The sequence below is a fragment of the Actinomadura oligospora ATCC 43269 genome, assembly GCF_000518265.1.
In the GTDB taxonomy this organism is placed as follows: Bacteria; Actinomycetota; Actinomycetes; order Streptosporangiales; family Streptosporangiaceae; genus Spirillospora; species Spirillospora oligospora.
The window spans coordinates 642098-655371 of sequence record NZ_KI912410.1 but is presented as its reverse complement, the minus strand read 5'-3'; the positions used below and the strand labels follow the sequence as shown (position 1 = coordinate 655371).

The 13274-nt window shown below is 71.5% G+C and carries 16 protein-coding genes and 1 tRNA gene; 12 read left to right on the top strand and 5 right to left on the bottom strand.

Annotation, left to right across the window (positions count from 1 at the left end; translation table 11 throughout):
• Positions 1–39 precede the first annotated feature (39 nt).
• Positions 40–627 (top strand): HD domain-containing protein, encoded by a 588-nt coding sequence (locus P696_RS0134680; RefSeq protein ID WP_026415926.1) that lies wholly within the window; start codon positions 40–42, stop codon positions 625–627.
• Positions 628–686: 59 nt separating this feature from the next.
• Here P696_RS0134680 and P696_RS0134675 read toward each other — a convergent pair whose 3' ends face one another.
• The gene (locus P696_RS0134675) at positions 687–1142 is read right to left on the bottom strand and encodes a hypothetical protein (RefSeq protein WP_026415925.1); all 456 of its coding nucleotides are present in this window, start codon (positions 1140–1142) and stop codon (positions 687–689) included.
• A 152-nt stretch (positions 1143–1294) separates the two neighbouring features.
• The gene (locus P696_RS58505) at positions 1295–1570 is read right to left on the bottom strand and encodes a hypothetical protein (RefSeq protein ID WP_245627928.1); all 276 of its coding nucleotides are present in this window, start codon (positions 1568–1570) and stop codon (positions 1295–1297) included.
• 84 nt (positions 1571–1654) lie between these two features.
• Here P696_RS58505 and P696_RS50060 point away from each other — a divergent pair, with 84 nt between their 5' ends.
• The 5 genes from P696_RS50060 to P696_RS50055 all read left to right on the top strand — a co-directional run bounded on the left by P696_RS50060 (position 1655) and on the right by P696_RS50055 (position 6825).
• A complete protein-coding gene (locus tag P696_RS50060; RefSeq protein ID WP_051468507.1) occupies positions 1655–2626 on the top strand; it encodes an ABC transporter ATP-binding protein in 972 nt (323 codons plus the stop codon).
• A 66-nt stretch (positions 2627–2692) separates the two neighbouring features.
• Positions 2693–3661 carry a CE1 family esterase gene (locus P696_RS0134665; RefSeq protein ID WP_026415924.1) on the top strand — a complete coding sequence of 323 codons (969 nt, stop codon included), beginning with the start codon at positions 2693–2695 and terminating at the stop codon, positions 3659–3661.
• Between the two features lie 68 nt (positions 3662–3729).
• The gene (locus P696_RS0134660; protein WP_026415923.1) at positions 3730–4914 is read left to right on the top strand and encodes an amino acid deaminase/aldolase; all 1185 of its coding nucleotides are present in this window, start codon (positions 3730–3732) and stop codon (positions 4912–4914) included.
• A gap of 91 nt (positions 4915–5005) precedes the next feature.
• Complete coding sequence (locus P696_RS0134655) at positions 5006–5680, top strand: SIMPL domain-containing protein (RefSeq protein ID WP_051468506.1); 675 nt, start codon at positions 5006–5008, stop codon at positions 5678–5680.
• Positions 5677–6825, top strand: a complete 1149-nt coding sequence (locus P696_RS50055) for a carbohydrate kinase family protein (RefSeq protein ID WP_084338630.1) — start codon at positions 5677–5679, stop codon at positions 6823–6825. The genes P696_RS0134655 and P696_RS50055 overlap by 4 nt, the downstream gene beginning before the upstream one ends.
• Before the next feature lie 67 nt (positions 6826–6892).
• On the opposite strand, the gene P696_RS0134645 is transcribed toward P696_RS50055, so the two are convergent.
• Positions 6893–7201: a DUF3618 domain-containing protein gene (locus P696_RS0134645; protein ID WP_026415921.1), complete on the bottom strand. Its 309-nt coding sequence runs from the start codon at positions 7199–7201 to the stop codon at positions 6893–6895.
• A gap of 129 nt (positions 7202–7330) precedes the next feature.
• Between P696_RS0134645 and bcp the strand changes: the two genes are divergently transcribed.
• The 6 genes from bcp to P696_RS0134615 all read left to right on the top strand — a co-directional run bounded on the left by bcp (position 7331) and on the right by P696_RS0134615 (position 12148).
• Positions 7331–7798 carry a thioredoxin-dependent thiol peroxidase gene (bcp, locus tag P696_RS0134640; protein ID WP_026415920.1) on the top strand — a complete coding sequence of 156 codons (468 nt, stop codon included), beginning with the start codon at positions 7331–7333 and terminating at the stop codon, positions 7796–7798.
• A gap of 133 nt (positions 7799–7931) precedes the next feature.
• Positions 7932–8017: transfer RNA gene (locus P696_RS0134635), tRNA-Leu, on the top strand.
• Positions 8018–8191: 174 nt separating this feature from the next.
• The gene (locus P696_RS0134630; protein WP_026415919.1) at positions 8192–9157 is read left to right on the top strand and encodes a sensor histidine kinase; all 966 of its coding nucleotides are present in this window, start codon (positions 8192–8194) and stop codon (positions 9155–9157) included.
• 80 nt (positions 9158–9237) lie between these two features.
• Entirely contained in the window at positions 9238–10134 is an 897-nt protein-coding gene (locus P696_RS53260) for an MEDS domain-containing protein (protein WP_051468505.1), read from the top strand.
• Entirely contained in the window at positions 10131–11090 is a 960-nt protein-coding gene (locus P696_RS0134620; RefSeq protein ID WP_034488335.1) for an anti-sigma factor RsbA family regulatory protein, read from the top strand. Before P696_RS53260 ends, P696_RS0134620 begins: the two co-directional genes overlap by 4 nt.
• A gap of 197 nt (positions 11091–11287) precedes the next feature.
• Positions 11288–12148, top strand: coding sequence for an MEDS domain-containing protein (locus tag P696_RS0134615; RefSeq protein ID WP_026415916.1), 861 nt, complete (start codon positions 11288–11290; stop codon positions 12146–12148).
• A 21-nt stretch (positions 12149–12169) separates the two neighbouring features.
• Here P696_RS0134615 and P696_RS0134610 read toward each other — a convergent pair whose 3' ends face one another.
• Together P696_RS0134610 and P696_RS0134605 are read right to left on the bottom strand one after the other, a co-directional pair.
• Positions 12170–12754: a hypothetical protein gene (locus P696_RS0134610; RefSeq protein ID WP_026415915.1), complete on the bottom strand. Its 585-nt coding sequence runs from the start codon at positions 12752–12754 to the stop codon at positions 12170–12172.
• Positions 12747–13268 (bottom strand): SigE family RNA polymerase sigma factor, encoded by a 522-nt coding sequence (locus tag P696_RS0134605; protein WP_026415914.1) that lies wholly within the window; start codon positions 13266–13268, stop codon positions 12747–12749. The genes P696_RS0134610 and P696_RS0134605 overlap by 8 nt, the downstream gene beginning before the upstream one ends.
• Between the last annotated feature and the right edge of the window lie 6 nt (positions 13269–13274).

Here is a 13274-nt window from a genome sequence, read left to right as displayed (position 1 = left end):
GTTCTTGATAGGCAAGCAGCACGGCACAAAGGGGTGGGGATGGCGGACGAGACCGAGCGGCTCACGGACTTCCTGTTCGAGGTCGGCCTCATGAAGCGCTACAAGCGGACGGGCTGGCTGGTGGCCGGGGTTTCGAACCCCGAGAGCATCGCCGACCACTCGCACCGGGCGGCCGTCATCGCCAGCGTGCTGGCCGCCATGGAGGGAGCCGACCCGGAGCGTGCCGCGCTGCTCAGCCTCTTCCACGACACCCAGGAGACGCGCCTCACCGACCTCCCGTACCTGGCCAAGCCCCACGTCACCACGGCGTCCAACGAGGACGTCACCGAGCAGCAGACGCACGGCCTCCCGGACACGGTCACCCGACTGATCACCGGAGTCGTCGCCGAGTACGAGGGCAAGGAGAGCGTCGAGGCGCTCTGCGCCCGTGACGCCGACAAGCTCGAATGCCTGATCCAAGCCGTCGAGTACCGCGACCAGGGCAACCGGATCGTCCACCCGTGGATCGAGAGCTCACTCGCCCAACTCCGGACCGAGTCGGCCAGACGCGTGGCCCACCAGGCCATCGAGACCGGCTCCGGCGAGTGGTTCATCCGCGCCCTGAAAGGCGACGACTCCGAATCCTGAACCACCGCGATCCCAGAACCACCTCGAACCCTGAACCACGGTGAACCGAGATCACGCGGCTAACCGGGGCCGTGGTGGGTCTTGAGGTGGTCGCGGGAGTCCTGGTCGAGGCGTTCGAGAAGCCGGGCCATGGGTTGCATCGTCGCCACGAGCTCGTTGCGGAGGCCGTCGAACCTGGCGCCCATCTCGGCACGCAGACCCTCGACACGCGCGTTGGTGCCGTCGATCTTGGCATCGAGTTCCGTGCGAGCACCGCTGATCTCTGTGCGGACACCGTCGATCTGGGCGTTCAGCTCGCTGTGGAACCCGTCCACCTTGGCGTTCAGTTCACTGTGGAAGCCGTCCACCTTGGCGTTGAGTTCGCTGTGGAAGCCGTCGATCTTGGCGTTGAGTTCGCTGTTGACACCGTCGATGCGTGTGGTGAGCCCGGAACGGATGAGGGTGATCTGGCGGAAGTTGACGCCGATGATGGCGACGGCGGCCGCGATGAGCGGCCAGATCTGAGCGAGATGCATGACGTGTTCCCTTCGTCACGGAGTGCTGACATGACGATCATCCGGGAGCACGGCGAGTGATCACAACGTAACGCCGGAACTGTGGACAACTCAGCGTCCAAGGCGCGGCGCGTATGAAACACACGGCACCGCGCCCAGGGACACCGGCAGCGTCAGAGGTGGCGGTCGGCGGGGCCGTCGTAGTGGTCGGGGCCCTGCATCTCGAGGGAGAGCGGCTGGATCATGTCGCTGTTGGCGGACGCGTGCCAGCCCTTCTCCCGCGTGGCCTCCTCGATGGAGTGCGCGCACAGCGACAGCGAGCGGCAGACGATGAACATGGCCTTGAGCTGCAAGGGCTCGTAGCCCAGGTCGAGGCCGACGCAGCCCATGGACCCGGGCCCGTTGAGCCACACGCGCCGGCCGAAGACGTCCTCGGTGGCGTCCTCCATGGCGCGGGCGATGGCGACGTAGCGGCCGGAGATGCCCAGTTCGTCCGAGAGGCCGAGGAGGCGTTCGGTGCGGGGGTCGCGGATGTGCTGGACGCGGTGGACGTGTCGGTCGCCAAGGGCGAGATGCTCGCGCTGCTCGGACCGTCCGGCTGCGGCAAGACCACGCTGCTGCGCTGCATCGCCGGGCTGAACGACGCCGACGCCGGGACGATCTCCATCGGCGGCGGGGACGTCACGCGCATGCCCGCCCGCAAGCGTCCGATCGGGATGGTGTTCCAGTCGTACGCGCTGTTCCCGAACCTGTCGGCGGCGAAGAACGTGGCGTTCCCACTGACCGTCCGGCGGCACGACCGCAAGGACACCACGAAACGCGTCGAGGAACTGCTCGCGCTCGTCGGCCTGGAGGAGCACGGGCACAAGCTGCCGAACCAGCTCTCCGGCGGTCAGCGGCAGCGCGTCGCGCTGGCCCGCGCGCTCGCCCCGGGCCCGGAGGTGCTCCTGCTGGACGAACCCCTCTCCGCCCTGAACGCCCAGGTCAGGACGCGTCTCCGGGACGAGGTCAGGCGCATCCAGCACCAGGTCGGCATCACCACCGTCTTCGTCACCCACGACCAGTCGGAGGCGCTCGCCATCTCCGACCGGGTCGCGGTGATGAACGCGGGCCGGATCGAGCAGTGCGCCACCCCGCCCGAGGTGTACGCCGCGCCGTCCACCCGCTTCGCGGCCGGGTTCGTCGGCAACCGCAACACCCTCGAACTCCCCGTGACGGACGGACGCGTGGCCTGGGGTGCCGCTTTCGACGTCGAGGCGCCCTCCGGGGACCGGGCGCTCTGCCTGTTCCGTCCCGAGGACGTCGAGATCGGCGCGGGCGGCCTCGGCCTCCCCGCGACCGTGGACGTCAAGGTCTTCCTCGGCGCCGTGACCAGGGTGTACGCGACCCACGAGGGGACGACCGTGTTCGCGGACGTCCCGTCCCGCGCCGCCGCGTCCCTCGACGAGGGCCAGAAGGTCCTCGTCCGTGTCGCGCCCGAACACGTCCAGGTCTTCGCCGCCTGACCTCTTCACGCATCGTGCCATCGGGGTGGTGGTTTCGTGGGCGGCGAGGCGGTTAGGTTCGGCCGTATGCGCCGGAATGTGCTGACCGTCCTCGCCGCCCTGCTCGTCGCGGCCACCTCGCTGGCCGGATGCTCGGGTGATCCCGGGCAGGGCGCGGGCTCCGGCAAGCCCCGCGGCAGCGGTGGCAAGGCGAACACGACCGTGCCGCGCGAGGTGGACGGCTTCCCCACCGCGTCCGGCACGACCAAGCACAAACTGGACGTCGGGACGCCCGGCCACCGCGAGTTCCTCCTCCACGTCCCGCCCGGCCTCGCCGACCGCAAGTGGGGGAACGGCAGGCCGTCCGAGCCGTTGCCGCTGGTCATCGCCCTGCACGGCGGGGCCGCGAACATGTCGGCGATGGAGTCGCTGTCCGGCTTCGACCCGATCGCCGACGAGAAGGGGTTCCTCGTCGCCTACCCGGACGGTTTCCTGCTGTCGTGGAACGCGGGCGACTGCTGCGGCCCGGCGAAGATCGGGAACATCGACGACGTCGGGTTCCTGACGAAGCTGATCGACCGGCTGAACTCGTCCGGGCTGAGCGACCCGAGGCGGGTGTTCGTGACCGGGTTCTCCAACGGCGCGGGCATGGCCTACCGGATGGGCTGCGAGGCGGCGGGCAAGGTCGCCGCGATCGGGGTCGTGGAGGGCGCGCTGGTCACCAAGTGCGACCCGTCCCGTCCGGTGTCGGCGATCGTCGTCCACGGGACGGCCGACCGCAACGTCCCGTTCGACGGCGGCGGCAGGCGCGACATCAACGACGACCGGCCGTATCCTCCCGTTTCGTACGCGATGGACTTCTGGCGGAAGCACGACGACGTCCCGAAACCCAGGCCGACGAGGCTCGCCGCGCAGAGCGGGAACCTCGACTGCTCGTCCGCCGCGAAGGACGACGTGTCACTCGCCCTGTGCAGGGTGGTCGGCGGCGGGCACGCCTGGCCGAAGGGCGTCTCCCCGATGTTGTGGGACTTCTTCGCGGCGCACGGACGATCATGAAATACTGATGATGATCATGAATACATGAAGCGGTTTCATATTTGACCGTTTTGTGGCAATGTGGGGTCATGAACCTCCGGGACCGCTACGACGCCGCCACGGCCCATCTCGACGCCCCCTTCGCGATCGTCGACCTGGCCGCGCTGCGCGCCAACGCGGAGGACCTGGTCCGCCGGGCGGCCGGCAAGCCGATCCGCGTCGCCAGCAAGTCGGTGCGCTGCCGGGCGATCCTGGACGAGGTCCTCGCCATGGACGGGTTCGCCGGGATCATGGCGTTCACCCTCCCCGAGGCGCTCTGGCTCGCCCGCGAGGGCGTCAGCGACGACATCCTGGTCGCCTACCCGACCACGGACCGGGCCGCGCTGCGCGAGCTCGCCGCCGACGAGCACGCCGCCTCGGTGATCACGCTCATGGTCGACTGCGCCGAGCACCTCGACCTCATCGAGACCCACTCCGCCGGACGCCGGATCCGCGTCTGCGTCGACGTCGACGCGTCCTACCGGCTGCTGCACGGCATGCTCCAGATCGGCCCGCGCCGCTCCCCGCTGCACACCCCCGACCAGGTCCGCGACTTCGCCGAGACCGTCCTCAAGCGCCCCGGACTGAGCCTGGTCGGACTGATGGCCTACGAGGGCCAGATCGCGGGCGTCGGCGACCAGGTCCCCGGACAGGCAGCCAGGTCCCGCGTGGTCAGGGCGATGCAGAAGCGGTCCCGGCTGGAACTGGCCCGCCGCCGCGCCGCGATCGTCCGGGCCGTCCGCGGGCTGACCGACCTGGAGTTCGTCAACGGCGGCGGGACGGGCAGCGTCGAGGCCACCGTCCGGGAGAAGGCCGTCACCGAGGTCGCCGCGGGATCCGGCCTCTACCAGCCGCACCTGTTCGACTACTACTCCAACTTCCAGGGACGTCCCGCCGCGCTGTTCGCGCTGCCCGTGGTACGCCGCCCCGGACCGGGCGTCGTCACCTGCCTCGGCGGCGGCTACCTCGCCTCCGGAACCGCCGACGACCTGCGGCTCCCCCGCCCCTACCTGCCGACCGGGCTCTCCTACAACTCCCTGGAGGGCGCGGGCGAGGTCCAGACGCCGCTGCACGGCGAGGCCGCCGACCTGCTCTCCATCGGCGACCGGGTCTGGTTCCGCCACACCAAGGCCGGCGAGCTGTGCGAACGCTTCGCCGAACTGCACCTCGTCGACGGCGACCACGTCGTCCGGACCGTCCCGACCTACCGAGGCGAGGGCAAGACCTTCCTCTGACCGCGCACAGGCCGTCACCCCCCGCGACCAGCACGGTCTTGTAACGCGAGACACACGCCCGGACGCTGCTGTACCGGTTAAGTTGGCCGGTATGAGCCACGCTCCGGTGATCAGCGTGCGCGGCGAGGCGGTGCTCGAGGCACCGCCGGAGATCGCCCGCCTGTCCGTCAACGTGCAGGTCCAGGAGCCCGACCGCCGGACGGCGCTGGACAGGCTCACCGCGGCCAACCGGCGCTGCCTCGACCTGCTCGCCTCCTACGGCACGGCGGTCGAACGGGCCGAGACCGGCGACCTCTACATCACGCCCCTGGTGAAGTACCGGCGGCGCGAGGGCGACATCCGCGCCTACCAGGGCACCGTCCGGACGAAGGTGACCGTCGCCGACTTCACCGTCCTCGGCGAGCTCATCACCCGCCTCGCCGACCTGGAACGCACCACCGTGGACGGCCCGAACTGGGCGCTCCGCCATGACTCTCCCGTCCACGCGCGTGCCGCCGAACAGGCCGCGCACGCCGCCGTCGAGCGCGCCCGCCGCTACGCCACCGCCCTCGGCGCCTCCCTCACCGACCTGATCGAGCTCTCCGACGAGGGCCTGAACGGCCGCGACGACCACGCCTGGATGCTCGCCGAAGGGCCCCGCGGCCTCGCCGCCGCGGCCTCCGACTCCGCCGCCGAACCCGAGGCCCTCGACCTGTCCCCGCAGATCCAGCGGGTCACCGCCTCCGTCCTCGCCCGCTTCCACAGCACCGCCCCGGACCTGGCATGACCACCCCCGGAACCCCCGCCGACGCGCCCCTCCGCGCCGCGCTCCGCCACCCTCCGGCGAACGCGGACCGGCGGGTCCCCGCCCCGGCGGCCCCCGACCCCTGCGGCGAACGCGGCCCCGGCGTCGGAACCGGCGGCGGAGACCTGGACGTCTTCCTGACCGGCCGGGTCTTCATGGACATGATCTTCACCGGCCTGCCCGGACTCCCGCCGCCCGGCACCGAACTGGTCACCGACGGCCTCGGATCCGCGCCCGGCGGCATCGCCAACATCGCCGTCGCGATGAGCCGGCTCGGCCTGCGCACCGGCCTGGCCGCCGCGTTCGGCGACGACATGTTCGGCTCCTACCTGTGGCGGACGCTCGCCGACCAGGAGTCCGTCGACCTGTCGTCCTCGCTGCGCGTCCCCGGCTGGCCCACTCCGGTCACCGTGTCGCTCGCCACCGACGACGACCGCAGCATGGTCACCTACACCCGCCCGCTCGACCTGCCCGCCGACTCCCTCGTCGCCGAGCCGCCCGCCGCCCGCACCTGCTTCGTCGACATCGACCGCCCGGTGCCGGGCTGGGCCCTCGACGCCCGCGCGAACGGCTCCCTGGTCTTCGCCGACCTCGGCTGGGACCCCACCGAGACCTGGTCCAGCCACGTCCTCGACCGCCTGGACGACGTGGACGTCTTCCTCCCCAACGCCGTCGAGGCCATGGCCTACACCCGCACGTCCACCCCCGAGGACGCGCTCGACGCCCTCGCCGGACGCGTCGGGACGGTCGTGGTGAAACTCGGTCCGCGAGGCGCGATCGCCGCGTCCGGCGACGAACGCGCCGCCGCGTCCGCGCTGCCCGTCCGCGCCCTCGACCCGACCGGCGCGGGCGACGTGTTCGCCGCCGGATTCGTCTTCGCCACCCTCAAGCGGTGGCCGCTCGAACAGCGCCTCCGCTTCGCCAACCTGGTCGCGGGACTGTCCGTCCGGCACCGGTCCGGCTCGCTCGGCGCGCCCTGCTGGGGCGAGATCGCCGCGTTCGGCGAGTCCGGCGAGGTCCCCGCCGCCGACCTGGAGCAGTACGCCTTCGTCGTCCCCCACATCCCCGAGGCCGAAATCGGCCGCGGCCCCGACTCGGTCACCCGCGCCGAACCCACCCTGAGGTGACCCGGCGACAAAGAAGCCGGGCCGTCCCCTCGGGGACGACCCGGCTTCCACGCGAAAACCGGAGAACTCAGCGTCGGCGCCTGGCCCGCCGCCGCATCATCCCGAGCACCGTCAGCCCGACCACCACACCGACCCCGGCCATGACGATCCTGGGGTTGATCGGCCCGGGCTCCCCGTTCTCGTCCGGCACCCGGATCGCCGTGTCCACCGTCCGGCGGACCTGCTCGGCCTCCTCCTTCAGCCGCTCCACGCCCCGGTGCGCGACGTTGCTCGGGTTGACCCGGTCCGCGAGCTCGTCGATCGTGCGCGCGAGCTCCTGGCGGGACCGCTCGATCTCCCGCTGCAGCGCCTGCGGGTCGCTGGACCTGTCAGCCATGCCCTAGTCCTATCGTGTCTGGCGGCGAAGTCGCATGATCCGTCCAGTCTTGCAGGTCCTCACCTGAAACGCCCGCGCCACCCCAGCCGGTAGGTTGTAGCCGAGCGTCCCCACGGAAAGGCGGAACAGGTGTCCGAGCGGTTGCAGCCAGGCGATGACGCACCGGCCTTCGAGCTTCCCGACGCCGACGGCAAGCCGGTGTCACTGGAATCCCTGCGCGGCAGGCGGGTCGTCCTGTACTTCTACCCTGCGGCGATGACCCCCGGCTGCACCAAGGAGTCCGTCGACTTCCAGGGCAGCCTCGCCGACCTCGAGGCCGCGGGCACCACCGTCGTCGGCATCTCCCCCGACAAGCCGGAGAAGCTCGCCAAGTTCCGCGAGAAGGAGGGCCTCACCTTCCCCCTCCTCTCCGACCCCGGCACCGAGGTCCTCAAGGCCTACGGCGCCTACGGCGAGAAGAAGCTCTACGGCAAGACCGTCGTCGGCGTCATCCGCTCCACCTTCGTGATCTCCCCCGAAGGCAAGATCGACAACGCCTACTACAACGTGAAGGCCACCGGCCACGTCGACCGCCTCCGCCGCGACCTCACCCTGTGACCGTCGCCGGCTGACCGCGACCGTCCCGAGACGACCCGGCGGGAATCGTGATCGCCGGGCGGGTGGTCGGCGTGTCACAATTCTCCAGTCGGTGGCGGTACGCCGGCTTTGGGGGATAATTCCCCCAAACTTCGCGGACGTGGCGAAATGGTATACGCGCCAGATTTAGGTTCTGGTGGTGGAAACACCGTGGGGGTTCGAGTCCCCCCGTCCGCACCACCTTCTCCGACGCTCCATCCGCGCGCACGAACGGCGGACGACCGGCCGGGCCGCCGTTCACAGTTTGAAAACGGGGGCTCGGCTTGGGGGGGTTCGCGGGCCTAGGGTGAGGGGAAGCCGCCCGTGGGAGCGTGTGTGGGGCGGAGGCGGCCGACACTGACCGGGTGGGGCACCGTGAGCCAAGCTTTCAGCCATCGCGTGCTTCCGTACGACCGCGCGGACGACCTGCTGGACGGCGCGCTGCCGTTCCTGCGGGAGGGCATCGAGGGCGGCGACCGGGTGCTCGCGGTCACGACGCTGGCGATGCACATGCTGCTGCGGGACACCCTCGGGGCGGACGCGGCCGGGGTGGAGTTCTTCGAGTCGGACAAGTGGTACGCGCATCCGGCGCGGTACCTCGCCGACACGCTGGCGCTCGCCGAGACGGCGGCGTGGCAGAAGCGGCGGCTGCGGGTGCTCGGGGAGCCCACGTGGGCGCGGCGCGGACGGCTGGAGCTGCTGGAGTGGCAGCGGGTCGAGGCGATCACGAACGCCGCGTTCGCCGACACCGGGGCGGCGATGCTGTGCGCCTACTCGCGGTCGCTGCCCGCCGGGGTGGTCGCGGCGTCCCGGCAGACGCACCCGGAGACGGCGCGGGGGCGGACGACGCTGGCGAACCCCGGGTACCAGGAGCCGTGGGCGTACAACGCGCGGCTCGACGCGGCGCCGCTGCCGCCCGCGCCGGACGACTCGCTCGACCTGGACATCGAGGTCGCCGACCTGTACTGGATCCGCGCGTACGTGACCGACTTCGCGCGTCGCACGCCACTGCCGGAGGACGACCTCCAGCGGCTGCTGGTGGCGGTGACCGAGGTGGTGACCAACGCGCTGCGGCACGGACGTCCGCCGATCACGCTGCGGTTGTGGCTGGAGCCGGGCGAGTTGGTGTGCGAGGTGACCGACCACGGGCACTGGACGGAGCGGACCGGGTTCGGACTGATCCCTCCGAAGCCCGTGGGCGGCGCGGGACGGTTCGGACTGTGGGCGGTGCGGCTGTTGTGCTCGATCGTCCAGATCCGGACGGGCCGGGACGGGACGACGGTGCGGCTGAGGCTGCAGGTCCCGGCCGTGGCGGCGCAACTGCCCGTCAACTCAGCGTAAGGGAGCTTGTGCAAAGGGCTTCTCATTCCGATGGCCCGGCGTACGCTGGACGGGTCCACGACAACCTGGATGGGCAGGCCATGGAGACCACCTGGTTCCACGAACGTCCCGTCAGCGAGGTGCGGCCGGGCGACCACGGGCTGCTCGGCTACGCCGACGCCGAGGAGCGCGACCGGGTCGTCGGGCCCTTCGTGCGGGCCGCGCTGGCGACCGAGGAGAAGGTCGTCTACATCACCGACGAGCCGGCCGAGCGGCTGCCGGGTCTGGAGCACTGCTCGTTCGACCTGGCGCGGCTGAGGTCGTCGCGCCAGCTGCGCGTGCTGCCGCGGCAGGAGGCGTGCCTGGACCGGACGGGCGCGTTCGAGCCGGGCAGGCTCGCCGACACGTTGTTCCGTGAGCGGGAGTCGGCGTTCGACGAGGGGTTCCGGGCCGTTCGGATGACCATGGACTCGACCTGGCTGCTGACCGGGCAGGGCGGGTCCGAGACCGTGCTGAGCTGCGAGGACCGTGTCGACCAGGCGATCTCGCCGAGCACGATGGCGATGGGCATCTGCCAGATCGACGTGCGCCGGTGCGGGACACGGCAGTTCGGCGCGCTGCGCGAGTCGCACGAGGTGCTGATGCGAGTGGACGCCGAGTTCGACGACGGCATTCTGACGATCCGGCGGATCTACGGTCCGTTCGGCCTGCAGTTGCGGGGCGAGCTGGACGCGTCGCGGCACTCGCACCTGTCGGAGCATCTGCTCCGGGCGATGGCGAGCCGCGGCGGTGACATCCACCTGGACGTCGCGGAGCTCGACTTCATCGACATCGGCGGCCTGAACCTGCTGGCCCAGCACGCCACCGAGCTGCCGAAGGGCGGCGAGCTGATCCTCGACCACCTGCGTCCGGACGTGGAGAACGTCATCACGATGGTCGGCTGGAACCGGCTGCCGCGGCTGAGGCCCGGCGCGCGGGTGGGAGGGGCCTCGTCATGACCTCGTTCGCACGGACGGCGGCCCTGGAGCCGAGACCCCTGGAACACCGGGCCTTCCTGTTCGACGGCATGGTCGACTTCCTCGAGACGGCCGTGCCGTTCGTCCGGGAGGGCCTGGAGGACGACGAGCGGTCGGTCGTGGTCGTGGTGAAGGAGGCGCGGCTGGCGGCGCTGCGCGACCACTTCCCGGGTTGCCTGGACGACATGTTCGTCGACGCGGAGTCGTTCTACGAGCATCCGGTGCGGACGCTGCGCAGCTACCTGGAGCTGGTGAAGGCGAAGGCTCCGCGGCATGTGCACGCGCTGGCCGAGCCGGTCTGGCGGGACGGCTGGAGCGACCGCGAGACGCTGGAGTGGGCGCGGTACGAGTCGCTGATCAACGAGGTGTTCCAGGGCACCGGGGCGTCGGCGCTGTGCCCGTACGACACCTCCACGCTGCCGCCGCGGATCCTGGAGCACGCTCGGCGGACGCATCCCCGGCTGGTGCAGGGCGGCGGCGAGTCCGACAGCCGCCGGTTCGCGCCGCCGAAGGAGTTCTCGGCTGGTGTCGACCGGGTCCGGGAGTTCCCGATGCCGCAGGAGTCGGAGTACCTGCCGCTGACCAGTCATGACCTGCACGAGCTGCGGCAGTGGGTGGGCGACCGGGCGGATCGGCACGGCCTGTCCGGGCAGAACGCGCAGAATCTCGTCACGGCGGTGAACGAGGTCGCGGCGAACGCGTTGCGGCACGGTGTCCCGCCGGTCGGCGTCCGCTTGTGGACGCAGGACGTGGATCTGTTCTGCGAGGTCGGCGACAACGGCTACTGGAGCACGTTCAGCCCGCTGGCCGGGTTCGTCCCGCCGAAGACGGCGCTGGAGAGCGGTTTCGGGTTGTGGACCGTCCGGCTGCTGGTCGACCTGGTCGAGGTGCGGGCGGGCTGGGACGGCACGTTCGTCCGGATGCGTGTGAGCCGCTGAGTCTCGGGACGCGCGGGGCGCCGGCCGTTCTGCGGACGGTTCGGCGGCGTCCTCCGTGATTGGTGGACGACGCGGTGGTGGGCCCCGAGTCGTCCGGTTGTCAGATACCGGGAAAACAGGGTGAGGGTTCGGCTACGTGACGTGGCTCCCTGGTCGTAGTCTGGACGCATCCGGAAGTGGCCGCGGTGGAAGGCGTTATGGAGACCCTCAGCTCGGTCCGCAGGCCGGTCCGTGAGCTGCGGCCCGGCGACCACGCGTGGCTGGCGTACTCGGGTGAGGACGAGCAGCGGCATGTGGTCGGCTCCTTCGTCCGGGACGGGCTCGAGGCCGCCCACAAGGTGATCTATCTGGCCGGTTCGGCCGATGTGGACATTCCCGGCATGAACGGCGTCCCGTCGAGTCCGGGCCTGCTGACGGTGATTCCGCTCGCGGGCGCGCGGCGTCCGGACGGAGGGTTCGATCCGGGCAGGGTGCTGGAGGCGCTCGCGGGCGAGATCGCGGGCGCGGAGGACGGCGACTACACGACGATCCGGGTCACCGCCGACATGACCTGGGCGCTGGACCTGCCGAACGGCCTGACCGAGCTGCTGCGCTGCGAGCGGCACATCGAGCGCGCGGTGTGCCCGAGCACCCGGGTGACGGCGATCTGCCAGATCGACCGGCGGCGCCTGAGCGCGGACGCGCGGCACGCCCTCGCCGCGTCCCACTCGACGTTCGTGACGCCGAACCCGGAGTTCTCCGACTCGGTGCTGCAGATCGTCCGCACGTTCGATCCGGTCGGGCTGTCGCTGCTCGGCGAGCTCGACGCGTCCCGGCACGGGGTCCTGGACGAGGCGCTGAACGCCGTCCTCGCCGCGAGCAGCGGCGAGGAGATCCACCTCGACCTCGCCGGGCTCGGCTTCATCGACCTCGGCGCCCTCAACATGCTCGCCGACGTCGCCGCCCGCCGCTCCGGCGCCGGTCCCCTCGTCCTGGACAGCATGCCCGTCCAGCTCCGCACCATCATGGAGACGGTCGGCTGGCACATGCTGCCCGGCCTCCGCCTCGGCACCGTCTGACCCCGCCGTCCTCCGGAGCGGTCAGGGGGTGGGCCGGGGGTGGCTGCTCGGTGTCATGCCGTGCGGAATATCCGGCGCGCTGGATCCGGTGGACGGTCGTCCGCCCGGCTGAGCCGTCGGCGGGCGCATCGACGGCGTTCGGGTGGGTCGCGCCGACGGCGGGCCGTCCGCGCCGGTCGGTGCTCCGGGCGTGGGGTGGAGCGACGGTTTCGGTGTGGACGTGGGCTTCCCGGGCGGTATCGGCTTGGGCACGGGCCCGGGTTGCGTGGGCGTGGACGCCGGAGGGACGACCCGGTTGGCCGGACGCGTCTTCTCCTCCACGCCGGGACGCAGCACGAACACCAGCGCGATGAGCACGACCGCCGCCGCGACGCCGGCGCCGGCCCACCACGCGCGCCGCCGAACGCCGCGTCCGGACGGGTGGGGCGAAGGTGCTGTCGCTGTGGGGTGGCGGAGGAGGGAAAGGGCGCGGCGGGGAGAGGGCGCGCGGTCGCGTGAGGGGGACGCCGTTTCGCGGAGGCGCCGCAGCAGTGCGGCGTCGGGCTGGATGTCGTCCGCGGCGCGGCCGAAGTGGTCGCGCAGGGCGGCGCCGAGCTCGTCATCCATGCGTGCGGCCCTCCCGGACGTGCGCGCGCAGCGCCGTCATGGCGCGCGCGGTGTGGCTCTTGACGGTGCCCCGGCTGATTCCGAGGGCGTCGGCGATCTCGCGTTCGCCGAGGTCGCACCAGTAGCGGAGGACGACCACGGCGCGCTGCTGGGCGGGTAGGGCGCGCAGCGCCTCGTCCAGTTCGCCGTCGCCGGTCGGGGCCTGGTGCGGGTCCCGTCCGGCGATGCGGTCGAGGTCGGCGACGCTCCCGGCGGGCAGGTCGCGGCGGCGGGAGCGGCGTTTGCCCTCGTCGATGGCCAGGTTGACCAGGACGCGCCGGGCGTACGCCTCGGGATCGCCGTCCGCGAGCCGCCGCCAGCGCTTGGCGACCCGTTCGTAGGCGACCTGGAGGAGGTCCTCGGCCAGGTGCCGGTCGTAGACGAGGAACACGGCGGTGCGCAGCAGGCGGCCCGCGGTGGCGTTCACGAACTCCTCGAACGTGTCCGCCGTACCGCGGGCCTCCTGGGTGCTCAACGTGGA

Bases quoted from the DNA above. Each gene is read 5' to 3' on its own strand.
- P696_RS0134615 (WP_026415916.1), top strand. From the start codon at position 11,288: ATGGAGACCCTCAGCTCGGTCCGCAGGCCGGTCCGTGAGCTGCGGCCC.
- P696_RS0134620 (WP_034488335.1), top strand. From the start codon at position 10,131: ATGACCTCGTTCGCACGGACGGCGGCCCTGGAGCCGAGACCCCTGGAA.
- P696_RS0134645 (WP_026415921.1), bottom strand. From the start codon at position 7,201: ATGGCTGACAGGTCCAGCGACCCGCAGGCGCTGCAGCGGGAGATCGAG.
- P696_RS53260 (WP_051468505.1), top strand. From the start codon at position 9,238: ATGGAGACCACCTGGTTCCACGAACGTCCCGTCAGCGAGGTGCGGCCG.
- P696_RS0134665 (WP_026415924.1), top strand. From the start codon at position 2,693: ATGCGCCGGAATGTGCTGACCGTCCTCGCCGCCCTGCTCGTCGCGGCC.
- P696_RS0134675 (WP_026415925.1), bottom strand. From the start codon at position 1,142: ATGCATCTCGCTCAGATCTGGCCGCTCATCGCGGCCGCCGTCGCCATC.
- P696_RS50055 (WP_084338630.1), top strand. From the start codon at position 5,677: ATGACCACCCCCGGAACCCCCGCCGACGCGCCCCTCCGCGCCGCGCTC.
- P696_RS0134660 (WP_026415923.1), top strand. From the start codon at position 3,730: ATGAACCTCCGGGACCGCTACGACGCCGCCACGGCCCATCTCGACGCC.
- P696_RS0134680 (WP_026415926.1), top strand. From the start codon at position 40: ATGGCGGACGAGACCGAGCGGCTCACGGACTTCCTGTTCGAGGTCGGC.
- P696_RS58505 (WP_245627928.1), bottom strand. From the start codon at position 1,570: ATGGAGGACGCCACCGAGGACGTCTTCGGCCGGCGCGTGTGGCTCAAC.
- P696_RS0134655 (WP_051468506.1), top strand. From the start codon at position 5,006: ATGAGCCACGCTCCGGTGATCAGCGTGCGCGGCGAGGCGGTGCTCGAG.
- P696_RS0134610 (WP_026415915.1), bottom strand. From the start codon at position 12,754: ATGGATGACGAGCTCGGCGCCGCCCTGCGCGACCACTTCGGCCGCGCC.